This is a genomic window from Actinoplanes derwentensis (assembly GCF_900104725.1).
In the GTDB taxonomy this organism is placed as follows: domain Bacteria; phylum Actinomycetota; class Actinomycetes; order Mycobacteriales; family Micromonosporaceae; genus Actinoplanes; species Actinoplanes derwentensis.
Genome location: NZ_LT629758.1, coordinates 1325331 through 1346333, shown reverse-complemented (window position 1 = coordinate 1346333; position 21003 = coordinate 1325331). Strand labels below are relative to the sequence as shown.

General features: G+C 67.8%; 23 protein-coding genes and 1 riboswitch. Of the genes, 6 read left to right on the top strand and 17 right to left on the bottom strand.

Going from position 1 to position 21003, the window contains the following annotated elements; all coding sequences use genetic code 11:
• Positions 1-53 precede the first annotated feature (53 nt).
• From BLU81_RS47640 to BLU81_RS05940, 4 genes are all read right to left on the bottom strand, one after another.
• The gene (locus BLU81_RS47640) at positions 54-215 is read right to left on the bottom strand and encodes a hypothetical protein (protein WP_157751307.1); all 162 of its coding nucleotides are present in this window, start codon (positions 213-215) and stop codon (positions 54-56) included.
• Positions 216-369: 154 nt separating this feature from the next.
• On the bottom strand, positions 370-915 hold the full coding sequence (locus BLU81_RS05950) for a PepSY domain-containing protein (protein ID WP_092542362.1): 546 nt from the start codon (positions 913-915) through the stop codon (positions 370-372).
• Positions 916-1011: 96 nt separating this feature from the next.
• Positions 1012-2301, bottom strand: a complete 1290-nt coding sequence (locus BLU81_RS05945; RefSeq protein ID WP_197686129.1) for a sensor histidine kinase — start codon at positions 2299-2301, stop codon at positions 1012-1014.
• Positions 2294-2971 (bottom strand): response regulator transcription factor, encoded by a 678-nt coding sequence (locus tag BLU81_RS05940; RefSeq protein ID WP_092556647.1) that lies wholly within the window; start codon positions 2969-2971, stop codon positions 2294-2296. Before BLU81_RS05940 ends, BLU81_RS05945 begins: the two co-directional genes overlap by 8 nt.
• Before the next feature lie 75 nt (positions 2972-3046).
• Between BLU81_RS05940 and BLU81_RS05935 the strand changes: the two genes are divergently transcribed.
• Complete coding sequence (locus BLU81_RS05935) at positions 3047-3763, top strand: DUF4238 domain-containing protein (RefSeq protein ID WP_157751305.1); 717 nt, start codon at positions 3047-3049, stop codon at positions 3761-3763.
• A 60-nt stretch (positions 3764-3823) separates the two neighbouring features.
• Here the strand turns inward: BLU81_RS05935 and BLU81_RS05930 are convergent, their stop codons facing one another.
• Positions 3824-4213, bottom strand: a complete 390-nt coding sequence (locus BLU81_RS05930) for a hypothetical protein (protein ID WP_092542359.1) — start codon at positions 4211-4213, stop codon at positions 3824-3826.
• Positions 4214-4340: 127 nt separating this feature from the next.
• Entirely contained in the window at positions 4341-5234 is an 894-nt protein-coding gene (locus tag BLU81_RS05925; RefSeq protein ID WP_157751303.1) for an amidohydrolase family protein, read from the bottom strand.
• Positions 5235-5320: 86 nt separating this feature from the next.
• Here BLU81_RS05925 and BLU81_RS05920 point away from each other — a divergent pair, with 86 nt between their 5' ends.
• Positions 5321-6388 carry an aldose epimerase family protein gene (locus BLU81_RS05920; protein WP_092556645.1) on the top strand — a complete coding sequence of 356 codons (1068 nt, stop codon included), beginning with the start codon at positions 5321-5323 and terminating at the stop codon, positions 6386-6388.
• 52 nt (positions 6389-6440) lie between these two features.
• Here BLU81_RS05920 and BLU81_RS05915 read toward each other — a convergent pair whose 3' ends face one another.
• Both BLU81_RS05915 and BLU81_RS05910 read right to left on the bottom strand, forming a co-directional pair.
• Complete coding sequence (locus BLU81_RS05915; protein ID WP_231954214.1) at positions 6441-7001, bottom strand: SigE family RNA polymerase sigma factor; 561 nt, start codon at positions 6999-7001, stop codon at positions 6441-6443.
• 14 nt (positions 7002-7015) lie between these two features.
• Positions 7016-7630 (bottom strand): permease-like cell division protein FtsX, encoded by a 615-nt coding sequence (locus tag BLU81_RS05910; RefSeq protein ID WP_092542356.1) that lies wholly within the window; start codon positions 7628-7630, stop codon positions 7016-7018.
• An 87-nt stretch (positions 7631-7717) separates the two neighbouring features.
• Here BLU81_RS05910 and BLU81_RS05905 point away from each other — a divergent pair, with 87 nt between their 5' ends.
• Together BLU81_RS05905 and BLU81_RS05900 are read left to right on the top strand one after the other, a co-directional pair.
• On the top strand, positions 7718-8497 hold the full coding sequence (locus tag BLU81_RS05905; RefSeq protein WP_157751301.1) for a dienelactone hydrolase family protein: 780 nt from the start codon (positions 7718-7720) through the stop codon (positions 8495-8497).
• Positions 8498-8810: 313 nt separating this feature from the next.
• A complete protein-coding gene (locus BLU81_RS05900) occupies positions 8811-9122 on the top strand; it encodes a hypothetical protein (RefSeq protein ID WP_092542352.1) in 312 nt (103 codons plus the stop codon).
• A 1014-nt stretch (positions 9123-10136) separates the two neighbouring features.
• Here the strand turns inward: BLU81_RS05900 and BLU81_RS05890 are convergent.
• The 7 genes from BLU81_RS05890 to BLU81_RS05860 form a co-directional block, all read right to left on the bottom strand.
• Complete coding sequence (locus tag BLU81_RS05890; RefSeq protein WP_092542348.1) at positions 10137-10412, bottom strand: hypothetical protein; 276 nt, start codon at positions 10410-10412, stop codon at positions 10137-10139.
• A gap of 284 nt (positions 10413-10696) precedes the next feature.
• Positions 10697-11266 (bottom strand): hypothetical protein, encoded by a 570-nt coding sequence (locus BLU81_RS05885; RefSeq protein ID WP_092542346.1) that lies wholly within the window; start codon positions 11264-11266, stop codon positions 10697-10699.
• Complete coding sequence (locus tag BLU81_RS05880) at positions 11253-12638, bottom strand: hypothetical protein (protein WP_092542344.1); 1386 nt, start codon at positions 12636-12638, stop codon at positions 11253-11255. The genes BLU81_RS05885 and BLU81_RS05880 overlap by 14 nt, the downstream gene beginning before the upstream one ends.
• On the bottom strand, positions 12635-12922 hold the full coding sequence (locus BLU81_RS05875; RefSeq protein WP_092542342.1) for a hypothetical protein: 288 nt from the start codon (positions 12920-12922) through the stop codon (positions 12635-12637). Before BLU81_RS05875 ends, BLU81_RS05880 begins: the two co-directional genes overlap by 4 nt.
• 79 nt (positions 12923-13001) lie before the next feature.
• Positions 13002-13280 carry a hypothetical protein gene (locus BLU81_RS05870; protein WP_092542340.1) on the bottom strand — a complete coding sequence of 93 codons (279 nt, stop codon included), beginning with the start codon at positions 13278-13280 and terminating at the stop codon, positions 13002-13004.
• Between the two features lie 108 nt (positions 13281-13388).
• The gene (locus BLU81_RS05865; protein ID WP_092542338.1) at positions 13389-14384 is read right to left on the bottom strand and encodes a ribonucleotide-diphosphate reductase subunit beta; all 996 of its coding nucleotides are present in this window, start codon (positions 14382-14384) and stop codon (positions 13389-13391) included.
• The gene (locus tag BLU81_RS05860; protein WP_092542336.1) at positions 14384-16840 is read right to left on the bottom strand and encodes a ribonucleoside-diphosphate reductase subunit alpha; all 2457 of its coding nucleotides are present in this window, start codon (positions 16838-16840) and stop codon (positions 14384-14386) included. Before BLU81_RS05860 ends, BLU81_RS05865 begins: the two co-directional genes overlap by 1 nt.
• 121 nt (positions 16841-16961) lie before the next feature.
• Positions 16962-17189: riboswitch (cobalamin riboswitch) on the bottom strand.
• A 310-nt stretch (positions 17190-17499) separates the two neighbouring features.
• Between BLU81_RS05860 and BLU81_RS05855 the strand changes: the two genes are divergently transcribed.
• Together BLU81_RS05855 and BLU81_RS05850 are read left to right on the top strand one after the other, a co-directional pair.
• Positions 17500-18258 carry a formylglycine-generating enzyme family protein gene (locus BLU81_RS05855; protein ID WP_092542334.1) on the top strand — a complete coding sequence of 253 codons (759 nt, stop codon included), beginning with the start codon at positions 17500-17502 and terminating at the stop codon, positions 18256-18258.
• Positions 18259-18272: 14 nt separating this feature from the next.
• Positions 18273-19253: an enoyl-CoA hydratase/isomerase family protein gene (locus tag BLU81_RS05850; protein ID WP_231954212.1), complete on the top strand. Its 981-nt coding sequence runs from the start codon at positions 18273-18275 to the stop codon at positions 19251-19253.
• On the opposite strand, the gene BLU81_RS05845 is transcribed toward BLU81_RS05850, so the two are convergent.
• Both BLU81_RS05845 and BLU81_RS05840 read right to left on the bottom strand, forming a co-directional pair.
• The gene (locus BLU81_RS05845; protein ID WP_269461093.1) at positions 19243-20601 is read right to left on the bottom strand and encodes a PepSY-associated TM helix domain-containing protein; all 1359 of its coding nucleotides are present in this window, start codon (positions 20599-20601) and stop codon (positions 19243-19245) included. The genes BLU81_RS05850 and BLU81_RS05845 overlap by 11 nt on opposite strands.
• A 112-nt stretch (positions 20602-20713) precedes the next feature.
• Entirely contained in the window at positions 20714-20977 is a 264-nt protein-coding gene (locus BLU81_RS05840) for a hypothetical protein (protein ID WP_092542328.1), read from the bottom strand.
• Between the last annotated feature and the right edge of the window lie 26 nt (positions 20978-21003).

Genomic DNA, 21003 nt, shown 5'->3' with positions numbered 1-21003 from the left:
GGCATTCCGGCCCCGGTGACGGTTTTGCGGAATCGCATTTCCTGCGGTAGGTCCTAATTGTGCGGGCGGCCCGGCCAGCCCCGTTCCGGGGTCAGATCGAACGGCCAGGAGCCACTGCGCGGCTGCTCCACCGGCACCTCACCGAAACGGCTCAGGTACCTGTCGTTGACAAGCCAACCGCCGACTCTGCCACGGTAGAAATTCGCTCGGTCCATGTTCGCTCCCCCGGTTTCCGGTGACCGTACATCGAAGTCCGTTGACTTCATCGTGACTCGCCGGGAAAAGAATCGGCAATCAGATCTCGGACTGCGGACCTCGGCAACCCACGAAAGGGGCACAGTCCCCGGAAACCGTAGGGATCGTCACAGATCAGTTATCAGCGGTCTTGGTGACCACCTGGAAAGCGGAGTCCAGGTCGACATCCCACTCCTGACCGGCCGAGTCACGGACCTCGGCCTCGAAGGCCACGCCCTTGTCGTCGGAGGCCTCCAGGTCCAGCAGCGTGCTGCCGGCACCGACCGCGGTCAGCGCGGCCTTCTCACCGGAGGTGCGCTCGGCGTCGGTCAGAACCCGGTCGTCAGCGTCCGGACCGTCGTTGTCGTTGTCGTCGGCGTCGTTGTCGTCCTGCTCCTGAGAGAGGACCTTCAGGTCCTTGTCCAGGTGCACCGACACCTCGCTGCCGTCGGCCTTGCGGACGTCGACCTCGAACGCCTCACCCTTGTCGTCGCTCGTCTCCACGTCGAGAACCGTGCCGGGCACGGTCGCGGTGGCGGCGTTGGCGACCCGGTCCCGGTCGTTTCCGGTCACGTCGTCGGCGTAGGCCGCGGTCCCCCACACGGCGCCTCCGACGCCGAGGGCGGCGGCGACGGCCACACCGGCGATGACGCGCTTGCTGCGGAGCTTGGCGGTGTTCATGAGATGGCGCCTCTTTCGTCGCGTTGGGAACTTCAGGTACGGCGATAGCTTGCGCCCGCATCCCTGAATCCCACCTGAACGCGGCTGAAAGGCGTTTCAGGAAGCCGGGAGCCGCACCCCGAAACGGGCCCCACCCAGCGGAGACTCGGTGACCGTGACGGTCCCGCCGTGCGCGTGGACGGTCTCCCACACGATCGCCAGACCGAGCCCGCTGCCACCCTCGTCGCGGGTGCGGGCCTCGTCCAGGCGCACGAACCGCTCGAACACCCGCTCCCGCTCGCCCACCGGGATGCCGCCGCCGTCGTCCTCCACGATCAGCTCCACCCCGTCGGCCCGGGTCACCACCCGCACCCCCACCGTGCTCCGGGCGTGGCGGGCCGCGTTGTCGGTCAGGTTCCGCACCACCTGGGCCAGCGCGGTCAGCTCGCCGCGCACCCGGCCGGCACCCACCCCCGACGCGTCCACGGTCAGCCCGGACCGGCGCACCCGGCGGGCCTCGGCCAGCGCGAGATCATCGATGTCGACGTCCTGGACGGACCGGGACACCCCTTCGCCGGTACGGGTGAGCAACAGCAACTGCTCGACCAGTCGCTGCATCCGCCCCGACTCCTCCAGCACGGCCTCGGCCAGCTCACCCTCGGGCAGCGCGCCCGGATGGGTGCGGGCCACCTCGGCCGCCTGCCGGATGCTGGACAGCGGTGACCGCAGCTCGTGCGAGGCGTCGGCGACGAACCGCTGCTGCCGCTGCCGGGACTCCTCCAGCCGGGTCAGCATCCGGTTCATCGTCACGGCGAGGCGCTGGATCTCGTCGCGTCCGGCGGGCTCGGGCACCCGCCGGTCCAGGCGCTCACCGGTGATCTCCTCGACCTCCCGGCGGATCCGCTCGACCGGGGCGAGGGCCCGCGTCACCACCAGCCAGGTCACCCCGCCGACCACGAGCAGCACCAGGGGCAGGCCGATCAGCAGTGGCGTGACCACGGCATCGGTCGACTCGTCGACCTCTTCCAAAGACGCGGCGACCACCACGGTGTACGAGTCGGCGTCCTCGGTGACGATCAGGTACGGGTGATCCGTACCGGGAATGTCGATCTGGTCCGTCTCCTCGGCCGGCAGCGTGACGTCCAGCTCCGGCGAGGACCTGACGACCACCCCGGCGGCGTCCCGGATCTGCCAGAGGAAGTCGTCGTCCGGCTCGCCCGCCGGCCCGGGTGACTCGACCTGTGCCGCCAGCGTCGAGGCGCGCTCCTCGGCGGCCGTCTCGATGCCGTTGCGCAGTGACGCCCGCGACATCAACAGCAGCGCCACCGACCCGACCAGCAGCGCGACCGCCATCACCAACACTGAGAGTGCGGTGGTGCGCACCCGGACCGAGGCGCGGTCAACCACCGTCGCTGCCCAGCCGATAGCCCGCCCCGCGGATCGTCTGGATGGCCTCCCGGCCGAACGGGCGGTCGATCTTGTTACGCAGGTGCCGCACGTAGACCTCCACGATGTTCGGATCACCGTCGAAGTCGACGTCCCACACGGCTTCCAGGATCTGCCGTTTAGACACCACGTCACCGGCGTTGCGGGCCAGGAAGGCGAGCAGTGAGAACTCCCGGGCGGTCAACTCGATCTCGGTGTCACCGCGCCACACCCGCCGGGCCGCCGGGTCCAGGCGCAGGTCACCGGCGACGAGCTGGACCGGCCGCTCACGGGCACCACGCCGGGCCACCGCCCGCAGCCGGGCCACCAGGATCGGGAACGAGAACGGTTTGGTCATGTAGTCGTCGGCGCCGGTGTCCAGGCCCTCGACCTGGTCCCACTCGCCGTCCTTGGCGGTGAGCATCAGGATCGGGGTCCAGTCACCGTCCTCGCGCAGCGTCGAGCACACCTTGTAGCCGTTGATCCCTGGCAGCATCAGGTCGAGAACGATCACGTCGTAATCGTTCTCCCGGGCTTTCCACAGCCCATCCGTCCCGTCGCCGGCCAGGTCGACGGCGAACCCTTCCGCTTCGAGACCGACCCGCAGAGACCAGGCGAGCCGCTTCTCGTCCTCAACGACGAGCACACGCATGCCACACATCTTCGCGCATCCCACCTGAAGGCCCGCTGAACGCCGGTTACGATCAGCCTGGACGGAGGGACATTTGTGGCTACTCTTCTCAGACCGGCTATTTCACCGGCGCTGCTGCGATTCTTCGCCCCGGACGGCGTGATCGCGACGGTCGACCTGCCATCCGGCGACTACCGCGAGGACCCGCCCGGCCCGTCGGAGACGACCGCCGGAGGTCTGTGGCAGCGCACCGAGGAGGTCGTCGCCGCGACGATGGACGCGGTCGCCGGCGAGTCCGTCTTCGAGGACGCCTCCCTGCTGATCAACCTGACCGCGATCACCGCCGTCCATCACGCCCACGGCCACCACACCCGCCGCGCCGCAGCCGAGAGCGCCTCCCCGACCGAAGACCCGGCGAAAGCGTTCCGTCGCCGGGCCGCTGAGTCGTACGCCGAGCTGATCCAGTACCTGAGCCGCTGCGACGCCCGGATCCTGGTCGCCCCGGCCGACCGTGATTTCATCATCGGCGACACTCCCGTCGCCGCGGTCGGCCATCCGCCCGCCGGAGTCCGGGACCGGCACTACGCACCCCCGCTGCCGCAGGCGGAGGCCGTCTACTTCCCGGTGCATCCCCGGTTCTGCGTGCAGTTCCCGGCTCGTGAGCCGGGCTACACCGACATCCGCGCCCGTGAGGTAGACCGGATCAACCTGATGCAGATCACCCACGCCGACCACGAGGTCCACTTCCGCCCCGACCCCCGGACCCGCCGTCTCGTCGAGGAGAAGGCGAGAACCTGGACTCCGCGAAGCTGACCGTCACGGACTTCGGGATCCGGCCGGCCCGGGACCGAGCGTCCCGGGCCAGCGCGGATGTCAGGGCAGGTACCAGCCGGTGGCGTAGTCCTTCCAGGCCAGCCGGTACTTGTTGATCGTCGAGAAGTGCCGGGTGAGGCACTGGCCGTACGTGGTGGTCGACACGGCGACCACACCGCTGGCGCCCGCGTCGAACCGGCCGGTCACCACGTAGCCGTCCGAGAGCGTGTCACAGACCTCGATGTTCCATCCGGCGCTGGGATGCGCGGTCACCGTGATCCGGCCGACCAGGATGAGCCCGGCGTCGTTGTAGAGCGAGAGAATGCTGCCCGCTCCGTAGTCGCTGTACGTCGGGGCGACGGCGAGCGCCGGCGAGGCCAGCGCCGTGGCGCCGAACAGCCCCGCCAGGATCACCGCCACGACACGTTTCGACAAGCTGGCGATGCGCATCCGAATCCTCCTTCCCGGCCGCACCCTCGGCGACCGGCGGACTCCACGATGGATTCCGGCCGCCCGGCCGGGCAATGCGCATCTGTCGGTGACCTGGGCCTATGTGTCCCCACAGACAGATAGACAGCTATCTGCCACGAGAGTGAAGTCCGGAGATGCCGAGCAGCCGGCCCGGATTGACGGTGAAGATCTCCGCGGGGAAGCGTTCCGGGTCCAGCGGCTCCGCGTAGGGCCGGTCGGAACCGTGCACGATCGCTCCCGCTCCCACCACCTCGATCAGGGCGTTGATCGCGTCCGGACCGTAGGACGACGTCTCGTAGAAGACGTTCGGGTCGGGACTGCCGAACTCGCCACCACGGGCGACGAGCCGTTCGTGATGCAGCGGGGCCAGCCCTGCCAGGGCGACGAAGGCGATCCGGAGGTCCGCGTGCCGCTTGCGGCCGGCGACATGCCAGGCAGCCCAGGACCGGTGCATCTGAGCGACGTACGGTACGACAGCGGCCCACCAGTCGGGCAGTTCCCCCTCTTCGACGCGTGCCGGGCCGGGGTGCACCAGCAGCGGCTTACCGGCCCGTTCGAGTTCACTGAGCAGCGGCGACATCCGCTCGATCGACGCCGGGTCACCGAGCGCCGTGGCCGGCAGTTGCAGCCCCACCACACGCGGCTCCCGCAGCACCCGCGCGAGAACGGCCGGATCAGGTTCGGTCACCGATGCCGCCGCCCACACCTCGAACGGTTCCGGAAGCTCCAGCGCGCTGGCGTGCCACACGTCGATCAGGGCGGCTCCGTCCGTACCGGGCAAGTGCTCGATCCCGAGCGGGCTGGACAGTGAGAGAAGCACCCGCCCGGTCTCCCGGTCCCGGCGCCGTAAGGCGTCATGGGCCGCCGGATCCACCCGGTAGGGGTTCTCCCCCGGCAGATACAGCGTCCATTCCCGCAGGTAGGGAAAGGCGTCCCGTTCCCTGAGCGCCTCCACGAGAGCCGGGGGCCACAGATGCTGATGGCAGTCGAACCGCGTCATCCCCCCATGATTCCCGAACCGTCTCTGCCGACGTCGTTCCGAGCCGGAGGTGAACCGGTTGAGTGACGTCTGCGACGATGCCGGACATGACGAGAATCGACAGCACGCCGTTCGGGACACTGACCGACGGCACCGGGATCGAGAAATGGACGCTCACCAATGCGAACGGCGTGGCCGCGTCGATCCTCACCTGGGGTGCGACCATTCAGTCCGTGCTGGTGCCGGACCGGGACGGCAACGTGGCGAACGTGACTCTCGGGTTCGCCGACCTGGGCGGTTACACCGATCCCGCCTATCTGGCCGGCAACCCGTTCCTGGGTTCGACGGTCGGCCGTTACGCCAACCGGATCGGCGGCGGCAGTTTCACCCTGGACGGCGAGACCTACAAGCTGTCGCAGAACGAGGGCCAGACCACCCTGCACGGCGGCTCCCACGGCTTCGACCAGCGAGTCTGGTCGGCGACCGAGGTCGAAGACGGCGTCCGGATGAGCTACACCGCGGCCGACGGCGAGCAGGGTTTCCCCGGCACCCTGGCGGTGAGCGTCACGTTCACCCTGACCGAACAGAACGCTCTGCGCCTGGACTACCAGGCCACCACCGACCGGGCCACGGTGGTCGCGCTGACCAACCACGCCTACTGGAACCTGTCCGGCGAAGGCAGCGGCACCATCGAGAACCACCTGCTTTACATCGACGCTAGTCATTACACTCCGGTCGACGCCACCCTGATTCCTACCGGCGTTCTGGAATCGCTCGACGGCACCCCGTTCGATTTCCGCACCCCGCACCCGATCGGCGCCCGCATCCGCGACGAGCACCCGCAGCTGACGACGGGCCGCGGTTACGACCACAACTACGTGCTCACCGACGGTTCCACCAAGCTGTCGGTCGCCGCGGTGGTGGACGACCCGGCCAGCGGCCGCCGCCTGACGATCGAAACCACCGAACCGGGTCTGCAGTTCTACGCCGGCAACTTCCTCGACGGCAAGATCCGCGGCACGAGCGGCCGCCAGTACCGCCAGGGCGACGCGTTCGCCCTGGAGACCCAGCACTTCCCGGACAGCCCCAACCAGCCCGACTTCCCGTCCACCACGCTGCTCCCCGGCGAGACCTACCGCTCGACCACGACCCACACGTTCACCCTGTCCGACTGACACCCCGGTGGGCCGCGCCCCGAGCGGCCCACCTCCGGGTACGTCTCCCGGCTCAACGAGCCAGGAAGTCCTCCCCGAGCAGCGCCCGGATCCGGCCCAGAGCCCGGGCGTTACGCATCTTGACCGCCGACACGGAAACGCCGACGATCGCGGCCACGGTCTCGACACTGTGGTCCTCGGCGTGCCGCAGCACCAGGATCGCCCGGTCCTCGACCGCCAGGCTCGCCAGCGCGTCCGCCAGGTCCATCCGCAACTCCGGCGTTCCGCCCGCCGCCCCGTCCGGCTGATCCGGCAGTTCAGCCACCACGATCTCGGATCCGCTACGCCGCCGATACTGATCGAAGACCAAGTTCATCAACACCCGGCGGCTGTACGCGTCGAGATTCGTACCGCTGCGGATCCGCTCCCAGACCGAGTACATCTTGGCCAGCGTGTGCTGTGTCAGATCCTGCGCGAGATGCCAGTCCCGGCACATCAGATAGGCGTTGTGCCGCAGCCGGGTGCCGGCGGACTCGACGAACGCGGTGAACTCCTCGTCCCGGACGGTCCGCGCACGACGGCGGGCCCTGCCCCAGCCGCCCAGAGCCCGAATCCCGGCGCCCCCGGGTGCCACGTCATCACCACCGGTCACTGGATCCCTCCGACCGGGGCGTCCGCCGGGCACCTACGGCCGATGACCTCGGCGACGCCGTCCACCGCTGCGTACCGCAAGCGCACAGCCGTGTACTCCGAGACCTGCACCAGCCGGAACCGAAACGACTCGGGGAGCTGGCCGACGGAGACCGCCGCGACGAAATCGGGCTCGTGAGCCCAGCGGATCCGGAACCGTTCATACGCCTGCCGACGACTCTCGAAGGCCATATCCTTCACCCGGGGATCGGCGAGCAGCAGAGCCTCGAGCGCCGCCCTCTGCTGGTCCGCAATCTCCTGGTCGAGAAAGATGACCGCGTCGGTGGCATCACGTTCCACCGGTTGCAGCGTGCACGAGGCCGCCACCACCGGCATCATCGCCGCGGCAAGCGTCACCGGCTGATCCACCGCCGGCCCGGCGAAAAGGTTCAGACCGGCCGTCACACCGACCACCACGACCATGCCGGCCGCCACCGCCGCCCCAGTGAGCCGATTCCGGCGCCGCCGCAGCCCCGCCCCCTCAACGATGGCAGCCCGCACCATGTCGCCGGACCCGACACCGGGATCGTCACCGATAGCCCCTTGGAAATGCTCCCGCAGCTGCCGTTCCACGTTCGGCTCTCCTCAATGCACCGTCGTTCCTCTGCGGGTATGACGGGATGGCCGATCGATTCGGTCACACCGACGATCGCTGGTTGGATGCTGCTTGTGCAGCCGACCCTCGAATGGCTTGAGCCTCAGGTAGTCGATGGTGTGGTCGAACGATCGTTTCGCACCACCCGTTCGGGCCGCCGCGTCCCAGGCGTGTTGTGGCTGCCGCCACCGGCTGCCGTTCCCGCACCGCTTGTGCCGGTAGGTCACGGCGGCAGCGGACACAAGCGCAGCGCTCGGGTGATCGACCATGCACGCTGGTTCGCCGTTCAGGCAGGATGCGCCGTGGTCACGATAGACGGCCCCTATCACGGCGAACGGGTGCCGACCCCCATGCCGGCCGAGCAGTATCAGGCTCGGATGGCCGAGGCCGGAATCGACGTGGTCCTCAACCGGATGGCCGACGACTGGAAGGCCACCCTCGACGCGGTCACGACCTGCATCCATGTCGACCCGGGCCGCTTGGCCTACCTCGGCATGTCCATGGGTGCACGGTTCGGCCTCCCACTGACGGCCGACCTCAACGAGCGATTCCGCGCCGTGGTGCTCGGGAAGTTCGGCCTGCAGCAGTGCGAAACCATGCAGCCCGGCCTGGTCGCCCCGAACCGGATCGCCGCAGACGCGACACGCATCACCGCTCCGTTGCTGTTCCACATCCAGCACGACGACGAACTCTTTCCTCAAGCAGGCCGACGAAAGCTGTTCGACCTGATCGGATCCCCGCGCAAGCGCCTGGTCACCGAGCCCGGCCCACACGCCTCCACGCCGCCCACAGCAATCACCGGATGGCGAACCTTCATAGCCGAGCACATGACCGACGACAAATGAAATATCCAGTATCACCATCTTTTTTCCGGATGTACCGATGATCGGACGTCTGTGTGGGTCCGCCCGAAGAGCATTGGCGGTGCCGCCCCGCAAGCGATGATCGGTGGAGATCAAGCCACGGCCATGGAGACGACGGATGACCATTCTGACCCGTGTGGGCCCGAGCCTGGCGGCAGTCGTGTCCACGGCGTCCGTCTGCGCTTGCATCAGCAACAACCAGCCGCTATCAACTACCCCGGGTCCAGCAGTGAGCACGGCATCAGCTCCGGCAAGTGCCGTTCCTCAGGTAGCCGCTTCCCTGAGCGTCTTGGACATGCCGGACACCGGCCGGGTGATCGAGCATCTACAACGCCGCACGGGGGCATGGGAGACGACAGCAGGCAAGTCCGATGACAGCGGGGCGCTGGACGTCAGCATCTCCTGCATCGACGGCGGGCATCTGACTCTCACCTACACCGGCAAATCACCGAAAGCGGCCACGGCGTCAGTCCCATGCCAAGGTTCGGTCACGCACAACCGCGACGAAGCCCTACCTCCGGGCCCGGTAGACATCGCGATCATCCCCGATGGAACCCAGAAGTGGTCGGTTCTGATCGTCCGCGGAATGCAAGTCGAGAAGGAATAGCGGCCCTCGGCTCGTGAGACCACCGCGCACATCTACCGAAACGAGTGCGTTCGGCATACCGACGACCAGATGCGCTCTGAGCCGGCTAGATCAAAGTAGCGAGAAACCCGACTACCACGGTGCCCCCACAGGGAATCGCAAGCAGCCCACCTAGCCATCCAGCGATAACACCCCTCGCGAGGTTCGGGGAGTTCCGGCGAAGGCCGTATCCGAGCGCCATGCAGACGCCGAATAGAAGTAGCTCAAGTGCGCCCGTCAGGAGGGTCACCATGAATACCGAGTCGGGTGCGGCGTAACGAGAGAAGGTATAAGCGGTACACAACCAGGGGGTGGCGGCGGCGACATGGCCAGCCATGGCGACAGCTATTCCGATGGCGGTGCTGCTGAGGACTCGATCAACGGTCACACCTGCAAGAATGACTTTGCCCGAACCGATGGTCGAGCGGAGCAGGAGACTGTCCGCGGAACCTCCTCTCGCCTCTCACACGATCTCCACACGCAGTGGGCGATTGATCAAATTAGGGTGGTTTGTTGCTGGGAAACGGCTGGCGAGTACCCCACTATTGTGGCGACGAGGCCGATGGATTGCGGCCTGTGAGCGACTACGACAAAGCGCGCATCACGCGTACAAAGTAACGCTTTGCACCACCCCCGAACCCCAGCGGCGGCATTGGAAATTCTAGCCCGACAAGAAACGGAGGAGGCCGAAGCATCCCGGCTCCCGAATTTGCCCGCCAAACTTTCCACCATCGCTCATCATCCGAACACGCAGCGGGGGGGGCAACCCGCAAATCGCGCAGTGAAGACCCGCCGCCGAGCCGGACCTGTCCCCTCCATCCGCTGTCGGACTCGGGCTGCGCGCCTTGAGCCGCGCTGGACTGCCGCCGAGAGCGTGATAGTCGTAAACCTGCCGGGTGCCTGCCGAGGAGCGGATGTCGGCTGACGTAGCCGGAGAACGTCGATGGTGACCTTCGTGCCGTGCGAGGAAGCCAAACGCCGAACTCAGCAATTGACTCAGATCGGCTCGCCCTCGTCGTCGAAGGGACCGTTGCAGGCCTCTTCGACGAATTCCTTCAGGCGCTCCAGGAGGGTCTCGGCAGCGGCCAAAACGGCCGCGCTGGAACGCGGCTCGCCGGGCGCAAGAGCGACGAGCTCTGGGATCGGCTGTGGCTGGCGATTCAGCCCACCGACCGGCTCGAGCGGTCCAACCCCGTTGGCCAACAGCCACAGATAGTCGCCGAGATTCTGGGCGAGTACGGCCAGTGCACCCTCAGAGCCAAGAAATACCACCGGTTGAGCCTCAAACGGCGCGTTCGGGTCAGATAGCCAGATGGTGGCTTGACCTCCCGATCCGTCCTTGCCGAAGAACCGCAGTGGTGGCTCGCCGGCCTCCTCATTGCCGGTCCAGGCTCGCCACCAGTTGGTGGTCTCCTCCGCCGAATCGAACTCATCGAACGGCTCGAAATGTGACCCTCATGATCGGTGGAGAAGGGGACGTTCAGGGCTGCTGTCAGCAGGGCCTGCGTCTCCACCGTCGGATTGTGCCCGATCGAAAAGCAACGTCGGGGGTGCTGCTACTTGGGGTCGGGGGTACAGATGGTCAGGAACGACTTCAGGTTCTCGCGTTGGACGTCTGCTGCGGTCAGCCAGCCGCTGCGGCCGAAGAAGTAGCTTTCGGGTGGGTGTTCGGGGGACTCGCGCAACATCCGGGGGACGTCGATGCGGGCGCCGAACGACGGCGGGCCGTCAACGGCGAAGTTGAGGGACTCGGCCTTGGTCCAGTCGTAGTCCGTGGGCATCGGCTCCTCGACCTGGAGGACGCCCTCGGGGTAGGAGTAGGGGTCGGGGAACGATTCGCCGGCGGTGGTCAGCAGGTCCATGCGTTCCAGCAGCACGCCCGGTTTCGGCACGGTCCACACCTGCTTCGCGCTGCCCGACGTGCCGACGTCGAAGATCAGCGTCACGGCCAGGACGCCGGGACACGGGGTGCCGGTCCACACTTTCAGGACGCCGGCGTCGACGCGGAACCCGGCCTCCACCGGCAGTGACGGCGCGAACTGTGCCGTGGTGTCACACGCCGCGGTCAGCGCCGCCACGAGAACAGCAGCGCAGGCGGCACGCAGCCGCCTCCTAATATCCGCCATCGGACAGACCCGCGCCTTCCTCGGTGTCGTTGCCGCCGGTGACCTGTTCCCACCCGTACGAGGCCAGGAATTTGGTGTAGCCCTCGCTCGCCCACTGTTGGGAGTGGCGTTCCTCGTGGTGCAGCAGACGGTCGATGTCGAGGTCATCCTGGTACGGGCCGCTGTCGTCCTCGAACCACGTGCGGCCCGACGACGCCACCGCTCGGAGTTGGTCGGCCGGATCCTTCGGGTCGTCGATGTTCAGCATGAACGTGTCGCCCCATGTCGTTCCGCCCTTCTGGCTGAACTGGTCCTGGACGAGGTTTCCGCCCAGGCCCATCATCATGCCGTTCGGGGTGGTCACCAGCCGCCCGCCGTTGCCGTGCACGAAGTCCACATCGTCGTCGTAGCTCCAGGAGTTGTCCCGTTGCCGGTCGGTGATGCGCCGCAGTTCCCCGGATCCGTACGGGGCCGGAGTGAAGTCGCCGCCGCTGTAGTCGGTGCCCGCGTTCAGCAGGTAGGTCATCCGCACCGCCTTGGCGGCGTCGTCCCCGCTGGTCCCGACCGGCATCAGGAAGTACGACTTGGAGATCCCGTCCCGGTCATCGTCCTCACGGATCTCCTCCATGCCGTCGAGGATCGCGAAGTCCTCCGGCGTGATGTGGTGGTCGGCGGCGATCTGCTTGATCGTGTCGATCGGCACGCCACGGCGCACGGCGTTCTCCAGCCACTGCCGGTAAGGACCGGAGCTGGGCGGCCCGCTCAGCAGCCCGGCGTCGCGCAGCGACTGTTCCATATCGGCCACTCGAGCGTCGAGGTCCCCGCCCGGGCGGGCGCCGGCCAGGGTGGTCGCCTCGTGGTCGCTGATCTGGCGGTCCCGCGCGAGCTGGAAGACCCGGGCGAGCGTGGCGTCGATGCTGGTCGCCGTGGTCAGGATCGCCGTGGTCTCCTGCACCAGCTGCTGCCTGATGCTCTCGCGGTACCGCCCGGCCTCGGCGAACTCCTCGGCCTCGAACCGTGACCTCGGCACCGGGTCGGCGGGCTTGTCGTCCACGATCGTGCCGTCGGCGGCGATGTGGAACTGGTAGGTGCCGGCGAGGGAGTCGTTGTCGGCGATCCGGTTCTTCAGGGCGCGCACGTCGTCCGACGCGTTCCGCAGCGCCCGTTCGACGGCCGACAACTCCGCGACCAGGATCTCGGCCTTGTTCCGGGTGACACCCAGGGAGCTGCCGGCCCGCTCGCCCGCGATGCCGTGCCAGTCGGGCAGCCTCTTGGCGTCGTCGAGTTCGTCCTGCAGGTCGACGAGTTCGTCCTGGCGGCCCCGCAGGCTGGCGGCAGCCGTGTCGAGGGCGTCAGCGTCCCATCTGCGGACGTCGTCGTACCGCACGGTCATCGCCCGAAAGCTTGTCGCGCGGCGTCATCACTGGCGGAATACTGTTTCGCGGCCGCCGTGACCGAGGCGCTCCAGCGGTCGATCTCGTCCGCCCAGCTCCGCGCCCGCTCGTTGAACGCCGTCGCCAGAGCGGGCGCGCTGCCGGCCGCGGTCCCGCCGGGCAGGGCTGCCGGGATCTCTTCCAGGCCGGTGCCCGGTTTCACCACCCGAGCCTGGTCCGCAGCGGATCCGGCAGCCTCGGCCGCACTGCGCAACTGACCGATCTGAACCTCGAACCCGCTCACAGCCCGCGCCCCTCACCGTTCGAACAGATCACCCATGCGGCACGGTACTAGGGATCTGCCAGGGCTACCGGTGACCGGGTCAGGCCCGGGTCTTGGGGCGCTTCAGGAAACCGAAGACACCCAGCGCGATGCCGATGACAGCCGAGCCGCCGATCAGGGCCGCCGAGTCCAGGTTGCTGTTCAGGTCCTTCTCGATGTAGGGCTCGTCGAGAATCAGCGTGTTGAGCAGGAAACCGCTGAGCAGCACCAGGGCGATTCCCAAGCCGATCGCGGCGGACCACGACGACTTCCGGAAAGCCAGCACGACCAGCAGCACGACAACGAGCGCTACCGCGATCGGTCCGAATCCGAGCTCCATAAAGCACCACCCCAAGATCTTTCTGGTACGACCCTGGGCACCGTAGCAGCGCTGTGCACGCCAGGGCCCGGTCACGCCCCGGCAAAGGCGTGACCGGGCGTCCTGGGATCAGAAGTCGTCGTCGAAACTGACCGAGCCGGTCACGCCCACCTGGTAGGCGGAGACGCGCCGTTCGAAGAAGTTCGACAGCTCCTGGACGTCCTGCAATTCCATGAAGGCGAACGGGTTCTTGCTGCCGTACACCGGGTCGATACCGAGGGCCTGCAGGCGACGGTCGGCCACATGCTGCAGGTACTCGCGCATGTCACCGAGCGACATCCCGGAGACGCCCTGTTCGAGCAGGTCACCGGCGAACTGGACCTCACACTCGACAGCCTCGTCCATCATGTCGCGGACCTGCTGGCGCATCTTGTCGTCGAACAGGTCCGGCTCCTCGGCGCGGACCTGGTCGACCACGTCGAAAGCGAACGCCATGTGCATGCTCTCGTCGCGGAACACCCAGTTCGTGCCGGACGCCAGGCCCTGGAGCACGCCCCGGGAACGGAGGAAGTAGACGTACGCGAAAGCGCCGTAGAAGAACAGTCCCTCGATGCACGCCGCGAAACAGATCACGTTGAGCAGGAACGCCCGGCGGTGCTCCTTGGTCTCCAGCGCCCGCAGGTCGAAGACCGAGTCGATCCACTTGAAGCAGAACTCGGCCTTACGAGCGATCGAGGGGATGTTCTCGACCGCGGCGAACGCCTCGTTGCGCTCCTGCTCGTCGGGCACGTAGGTGTCGAGCAGATTCAGATAGAACTGAACGTGCACGGCCTCCTCGAACAGCTGCCGCGACAGGTAGAGCCGGCCTTCCGGCGAGTTGACGTGCTGGTACAGGTTGAGCACCAGGTTGTTCGCCACGATGGTGTCACCGGTGGCGAAGAACGCGACCAGCCGGGACACCAGGTGCTGTTCGGCGGGCGACAGCTTGGCGAGGTCGGCGAGGTCGGAGTGCAGGTCGACCTCCTCGACCGTCCAGGTGTTCTTGATGGCGTCCTTGAAACGGTCGAAGAAGTGCGGGTACTTCATCGGCCGCAGGGTCAGGTCCATACCGGGGTCGAGCAGCATTACTGGCATGCCTCACAGATGTCGGGGTTCTCAAGGGAAGCGGCGAGCTCGCCGCCGAGGTTGCCGAGCAGGTTCACGCTCGGTGTGGTGGTGGTCTGCGCGGGGACCACGGCCGCGACCGGTGCGACCGCGGCGGGCGCGACCGTGACGGGCGCGACCGTGACGGGCGCGACCGTGACGGTGGCCTGCTGGATCCGGGTGGCCGGGCGGGAGCGCAGGTAGTACGACGTCTTCAGGCCGGCCTTCCACGCGTACAGGTACATCGACGAGACCTTGTTGATGGTCGGCGCGGCCATGAACAGGTTCAGCGACTGCGACTGGTCGATGTACGGGGCACGTGCCGCCGCCAGCTCGATCAGCGCCTTCTGCGGCAGTTCCCACGCGGTCCGGAACAGTTCGCGCACCTCGGCGGGCAGCTCGTTGATGCCCTGCACGGAACCCTCGGCCCGTTTGATCGCCTCACGGATCGGCGCGGTCCACAGGCCGCGGGACTTGAGTTCGCGTACCAGATAGGTGTTGATCTGCAGGAACTCACCGGACATCGTCTCGCGCTTGAACAGGTTGGACACCTGCGGCTCGATGCACTCGTAGGCACCGGCGATCGACGCGATGGTGGCGGTCGGCGCGATCGCGATCAGCAGCGAGTTACGCAGCCCGTGCTCGGCGATCCGCTCCTTCACCTCGGCCCAGCGCGAAGCCTGCGCCGGGTCGGCACCCCACAGCTCGTGGTGCAGGTCACCCTTGGCGGCACGCGTCTCGGAGTAGGCCGGGTGCGGGCCGAACTTCGTCGCCAGATCGACCGAGACCTCAAGAGCGGTAAGGAAGATCTCTTCCTGTACGCGGGTGGAGAGCTCGCGGGCCTCGGCCGAATCGAACGGGAGCCGCAGCGTGAAGAACGCGTCCTGCAGACCCATCAGCCCGAGGCCGACCGGACGCCAGCGCGGGTTCGACGCGGCGGCCTGGTCGGACGGGTAGTAGTTGATGTCGATGACCCGGTCCAGGTAGACCACGGCCGTGCGCACCGTCTCGCGCAGCTTCTCCCAGTCGACACCGTCAGCGGTGACGTGTGCGCCCAGGTTGACCGAGCCGAGGTTGCAGACGGCGGTCTCGTCGTCGTTGTTGACCTCGAGGATCTCGGTGCAAAGGTTCGACAGGTGGATGGTGTTGCCGGGCTCGCCGGTCTGGTTCGACAGCGCGTTCGAGCGGTCCTTGAACGTCATCCAGCCGTTGCCGGTCTGTGCCAGCGTGCGCATCATCCGGCCGTACAAGTCGCGGGCCTTGACGGTCTTGACCGCTTTCTTCTCCGCGGCCCGGTAAGCGTCGTCGAACGCCTCCCCGAACAGGTCGGGCAACTCCGGGGCCTCGGACGGGTCGATCAGCGACCAGTCGCCGTCGGCCTCGACGCGGCGCATGAACTCGTCCGGGATCCAGTTCGCCAGGTTCAGGTTGTGGGTGCGGCGCGACTCCTCACCGGTGTTGTCGCGCAGTTCCAGGAACTCCTCGATGTCCGGGTGCCACGGCTCCAGGTACACGCAGGCCGCGCCCTTGCGCCGGCCGCCCTGGTTGACCGCCGCCACCCCGGCGTCGAGGGTCTTCAGGAACGGGACGATGCCGTTGGACTTGCCGTTGGTGCCCCGGATCAGCGCGCCCCGGCCGCGGACCCGCGACCAGGCGATACCGATGCCGCCGGAGAACTTCGACAGCTTCGCGACCTGGTGGTACCGCTCGTAGATCGAGTCCAGCTCGTCCTTCGGCGAGTCGACCAGGAAACACGACGACATCTGGGTGTGCCGGGTGCCCGAGTTGAACAGGGTCGGTGAGCTGGGCAGGTACGCCAGCGACGACATCAGCCGGTAGAAGCCGATCGCCTCACGGGCGTCCTTGGACAGGCCACAGGCGACCCGCAGCAGCCAGTACTGCGGGGTCTCCACGACCAGACGCTCGGTCGGGTGGCGCAGCAGGTAACGGTCCGCGACGGTGCGCAGCCCGAAATATTCGAAGCGCAGGTCACCGGCCGGGTCGATGGCGTCGTCGAGCTTGCGGGCGTTCGCGGCCACGAACGCGGCGGTCTCGTCGCCGATCAGGCCTTCGGAGTGGGCGTACCGGATCGACTGGCTGAAGCTCGCGACGCCCTGGAGGCGGACCTCCTTGTCGACGTACGCCGCCAGCAGCCGGGCCGCCAGCTTCGAGTACTGCGGCTCCTCACCGATCAGCTCGGCAGCCGTCTGGATCGACAGCTTGTCCAGCTCAGCGGTGGTCGCGCCGTCGTACAGGCCACTGATCGTCTTGGTCGCCACCCGCAGCGGGTCGACCTCGTCCAGATCGGCGACCCACAACTCGACCGCTTTGACGATCTTGTTGACGTCGACCGGCTCCAGATCGCCGTTTCTCTTACGCACCTGCATCACATGCCGCCGCTGCTCCGGCACACTGGTGACCTTGGTGGTGAGCGTCATGCCCACTCCTCCCTCGCGAGCCCGACGCGTGGAGGACAGACACCAGCCGTCCACGGGCACACGGCCACGCGGACGCTCGGCGTCAGCCGTCCCACGCGGCCTTCAACCGCCGCACATCACCGCGATGCACGGCACGCTGGCAGGTCTTCGGACTCGTGGGCACGGCTCCGGCTTGTCGCCAGAGCCACCTACCGACCGTCGCTTCCCAGGCCCGGGACGGGCCCAGTGCTTACCTGACGGTTGTCGTTCCCACTCACCGCTGCGGGGCAGTCCCGGCCTTGCACCGGGTTCCCTGTTGCCTCGGACGGACCCGTGAGGGCCCGGCCGAACCAGCTGCGTGGAACACCATATCTAGGTCAGGCCAGAAAGTCATAACCCAACATGGTGTGTTCAACACGTCACCCGACAGAGATCAACTAGTCGGGTGGATCATCCTGCGGCAGCCGTCCACCACCCGGACACTCCTGAGGCGGGGCATAGGCCCGGATCGTGCCGTCATGCCGCGCGACCCGCCCCTCGGCGGTGATTCCGGCGATCCGTCCACAGACCGGACACCGGCCCCGGCCGCGCTGTTCCACCCCGCGCCTCCCCCGGCATCGGCGATTCGCTGACCAAGCCATTCTCCGGTCGCGGGTCAAGCGCTGCTAACGTTCGGCGCCATGTGGACCGAGGAGATCGTGGCCGACCGGCCGGCCTGGCGGCACACCCCCTCCGGCGTCGTCTTCCGGGAGGTGCCGGGCGGGACGTTCCGGATGGGCTTGTCCGAGAACGAACTGGCGGCGGTACGCGCGATCGAGCGCAGTGGCGGCGCCGAGGACGACCTCACGTCGTTCTTCGCCGGCGCCGCAGAGGCCCAGCCGGTCCGTGACGTGCACGTCGCGCCGTTCCTGATCGCCCGGCACCCGTTGACGGTCGCTCAGGTTCGGCACTGGCTGCCCGAATATGAGGACGACTACACCGACGCGGAATCCGGCACGGCCCGGCTCGAGGACGACCTGGATGACCTACTTGCTGAACTGCCGTTCCGGCTGCCCAGCGAGGCCGAGTGGGAGTACGCGGCCCGGGGCGGCACCACCACTCTGACCTTCCGTGGCGACGGCAAGCCCGGCGAGGAGCAAGTGCTCCACGATTTCAGGGATGAGTTGCGGACAGCCGACGCCGAGAACGCGTTCGGACTGGCCGCCATGGGCTCAGCGAACGAGATCTGCGCCGACGTGTGGATCCCTGGCTTCACGGGCGCCCCGGACGATGCCCGGCCCCGCACCGGTGACGGTCCCCGGGTGGTGCGCGGCGGTGCCGCCGACATCCACCCGTGGCAGGGCTGCGACGAATGGTTGCTGCTGCTCGCCGCCACCCGCTACGAACATCACCAGTTCACCGCGATCCGCCCGGTCGCGCCGGTCCCGCCCCAGAAATGACCGAAGGACATCATTTGTGTACGTCGCCCGTGCTCACGATCGTGGAAGGTCAGCTCGGCCAGGTGATCCTGAACCGGCCGGAAGCCATCAACGCACTGACCGCCGAGATGGTCGGACTCGTCGCTGACGTGCTGCGGGAATGGGAGTCCGACGACCGGGTGCGGACGGTGCTGATCACCGGGGCCGGGGAGCGTGGTCTCTGCGCCGGTGGGGATCTGCGGGCCATGCACGCGGACGCGGTTTCCGGGGGCACCGGGTCGCTGGAGTTCTGGGCCCGGGAGTACGACCTCAACGCCGCCATCGCCGGATATCCGAAACCGATCGTCGCCTGGATGGACGGGCTGGTGATGGGCGGCGGGATCGGGGTGTCCGCCCACGCGTCACTGCGGATCGTCACCGAACGGTCCCGGCTGGCCATGCCCGAGGTGGGTATCGGTTTCCACCCGGACGTGGGCGGCTCGTGGCTGCTGTCGCGGGCGCCGGGTGAGCTGGGCACCCATCTGGCGCTGACCGGCACGACGATCGGGGCGGGCGACGCGATCACGGTGGGGCTGGCCGACTGTCTCGTCCGCTCCGAGCGTCTCCCGTACCTGATCGCGGATTGGAAAGAAGGGGTCGCGGTGACACCCGGTGACCGGCCCGTGGGGGAACTCGGCGAGGCCCGGGAATGGATCGACGAATGTTATGCCGGTGACGATCTCGCGGTGATCCGCGAACGGCTCGCCGCGCATCCGGTCGAGGCCGCCCGGGCTGCGGCGAAACAGATCGACGGCAAGTCACCGACATCCCTGGCCGTCACGTTGCGTTCACTGCGAACGGCGGCCGGGTTGCCGGATCTGCGGGCGGCACTCGATCAGGAGTACCGGCTGTCGGCAGCGCTGTTGCGGCTGCCGGATCTGGCCGAGGGAATCCGGGCGCAGATCATCGACAAGGACCGCCGGCCCCGATGGTCGCAGGTGCCACCGGGGCTGATGGAGAGCCTGTTCAGGCCGTAGTGACCGGTTCTGAACGGGCGGACTCCGCGGAGACCGGAACCGGTGGCACGGGTCGGGTGAAAGCGCCGATCGCGATGTCCACCAGCAGGAACACCAGCAGCGGGATGCCGAACAGCGGAAGGAACCAGGAGACCGCGAAAACCAGCGGGACGCCCACGACGATCAGCCAGGCGGGCAGTTTCAGCCAGGCCCCGCGCGCGGGCGCCGGACCGCCGAACAGACTCCGGGAGCCCCGCACCGGACGGCGCTGCCACCACATCCGGTAACCGAGAACGATCATCGCGGCCAGGCCGAGAGCCAGCACCGTGAGGGCGATCTGGTTGACCAGGCCGAACATCGTGCCCATGTGCAGGTCGACGCCCCAGCGGGCCATCTTGGCCATGAACGGGTAGTCGGCGAACCGCACCACGTCGGTGACCTGCAACGTCACCGGGTCGACGGCGGCCACGTCGACCGACGTCGGGTAGGCCCGGTGCACCTCGGTCACCGTCCAGGTGCGGCCCTCGCCCTTGGGCAGGCCGATCTCCACCTGGTCCGAGTCCACCTCGGCGGCATGGGCGGCGGCCCACACCGCGTCGATCGTGGTGACGTCGACGGTCCCGGTGTCGGCAGGTGTCCCGCCGCCGTGCGAGGAGTGCTCACCGCCGGTGACGACCGGCGCGGCGACGACGGTGGTGCTCACCGAGGGTGTCGACCAGTCGAGTTGTTCGCGGAGTTGGGTGACGTTCTCCCCGGCGAAGGTGGACCAGGTCAGGCCGGTCGCGGAGAGTGCCAGGAAACCGGCGGCCATCCACAGCCCGAGCAGTCCGTGCCAGGTCCGGGTGCGGGCTCTTCCGGTCAACGGCTTCTTGCCGGTACGCCGGACCCGCCCCAGCCACATCGCCACTCCCCCGAGGGTGACCACCCACAGCCACGACGCCGCGAGTTCGCTGTAGTAGCGGCCGACGTCACCCAGGTGCAGTGACCGGTGCAGTTCGTCGATCCACGACCGGACCGGCAGTGCTCCGGTGGTGCCGTAGACGCTCGACTGTCCCAGGATCGCGCCGGTGCCCGGGTCGACGAAGACCGCGTGCCGGTACGACTCGGCGAACCGCCCGTCATCGAAGATCACCCGCGTGGTACCGCCGGCCGGTGCCGGGCGTACCGCGACCAGGTTCGCAACCGTGGTGACCTGCTCGGCGGCGGCCACCTGACGGGCCAGCGGGATCGGGGCGGTGCCGGTGTTCGGTGGTCGCAGCAGGTCGGCGTGGACGACCTTCTCCAGTTGCGGGCTGAGCGCGTACAGGCCGCCGCTGATCGCCGCGACCAGTAGGAACGGTCCGATCAGGAGGCCGGCGTAGAAGTGCAGCCGTAGTAGCAGGGGCCTGATCTGGCTGAAGGTAGACAGGGGGGAACTCCTCGATCCGGATCACATCGTCTCGGTGAGGAGTCGTTTCCCGGCGCCCTGTGGTTCCCGGGAGTTATCCGAAACTCAACGGGTTGCGTTCATCGTCGCGCTCGGCGAGGCGGGCGACGGCAGTGCGGTACTGACCGGAAGTGATCTGGCTGGCCAACAGTTGTGCGACGAGCGCGCCCTCCAGGGTCGTCGGACTCGCCGCACGCTCCGTCACCGGCTCGTCAGCCGGTCTCGCCGGGGCGGCCCGCTCCGTGACCTCACGGTCCGGAAACAGGAACGCCACGGCGACGATGGCGACACCGATAGTGACGATGATCAGGAACTCCATCACATCCACCTCCGCTGATCGCCATT

Bases quoted from the DNA above. Each gene is read 5' to 3' on its own strand.
- BLU81_RS05860 (WP_092542336.1), bottom strand. From the start codon at position 16,840: ATGACGCTCACCACCAAGGTCACCAGTGTGCCGGAGCAGCGGCGGCAT.
- BLU81_RS05865 (WP_092542338.1), bottom strand. From the start codon at position 14,384: ATGCTGCTCGACCCCGGTATGGACCTGACCCTGCGGCCGATGAAGTAC.
- BLU81_RS05855 (WP_092542334.1), top strand. From the start codon at position 17,500: ATGTGGACCGAGGAGATCGTGGCCGACCGGCCGGCCTGGCGGCACACC.
- BLU81_RS05930 (WP_092542359.1), bottom strand. From the start codon at position 4,213: ATGCGCATCGCCAGCTTGTCGAAACGTGTCGTGGCGGTGATCCTGGCG.
- BLU81_RS05905 (WP_157751301.1), top strand. From the start codon at position 7,718: ATGCTGCTTGTGCAGCCGACCCTCGAATGGCTTGAGCCTCAGGTAGTC.
- BLU81_RS47640 (WP_157751307.1), bottom strand. From the start codon at position 215: ATGGACCGAGCGAATTTCTACCGTGGCAGAGTCGGCGGTTGGCTTGTC.
- BLU81_RS05880 (WP_092542344.1), bottom strand. From the start codon at position 12,638: ATGACCGTGCGGTACGACGACGTCCGCAGATGGGACGCTGACGCCCTC.
- BLU81_RS05950 (WP_092542362.1), bottom strand. From the start codon at position 915: ATGAACACCGCCAAGCTCCGCAGCAAGCGCGTCATCGCCGGTGTGGCC.
- BLU81_RS05925 (WP_157751303.1), bottom strand. From the start codon at position 5,234: ATGACGCGGTTCGACTGCCATCAGCATCTGTGGCCCCCGGCTCTCGTG.
- BLU81_RS05870 (WP_092542340.1), bottom strand. From the start codon at position 13,280: ATGGAGCTCGGATTCGGACCGATCGCGGTAGCGCTCGTTGTCGTGCTG.
- BLU81_RS05900 (WP_092542352.1), top strand. From the start codon at position 8,811: ATGCCGGACACCGGCCGGGTGATCGAGCATCTACAACGCCGCACGGGG.
- BLU81_RS05940 (WP_092556647.1), bottom strand. From the start codon at position 2,971: ATGCGTGTGCTCGTCGTTGAGGACGAGAAGCGGCTCGCCTGGTCTCTG.
- BLU81_RS05840 (WP_092542328.1), bottom strand. From the start codon at position 20,977: ATGGAGTTCCTGATCATCGTCACTATCGGTGTCGCCATCGTCGCCGTG.
- BLU81_RS05885 (WP_092542346.1), bottom strand. From the start codon at position 11,266: ATGGCGGATATTAGGAGGCGGCTGCGTGCCGCCTGCGCTGCTGTTCTC.
- BLU81_RS05920 (WP_092556645.1), top strand. From the start codon at position 5,321: ATGACGAGAATCGACAGCACGCCGTTCGGGACACTGACCGACGGCACC.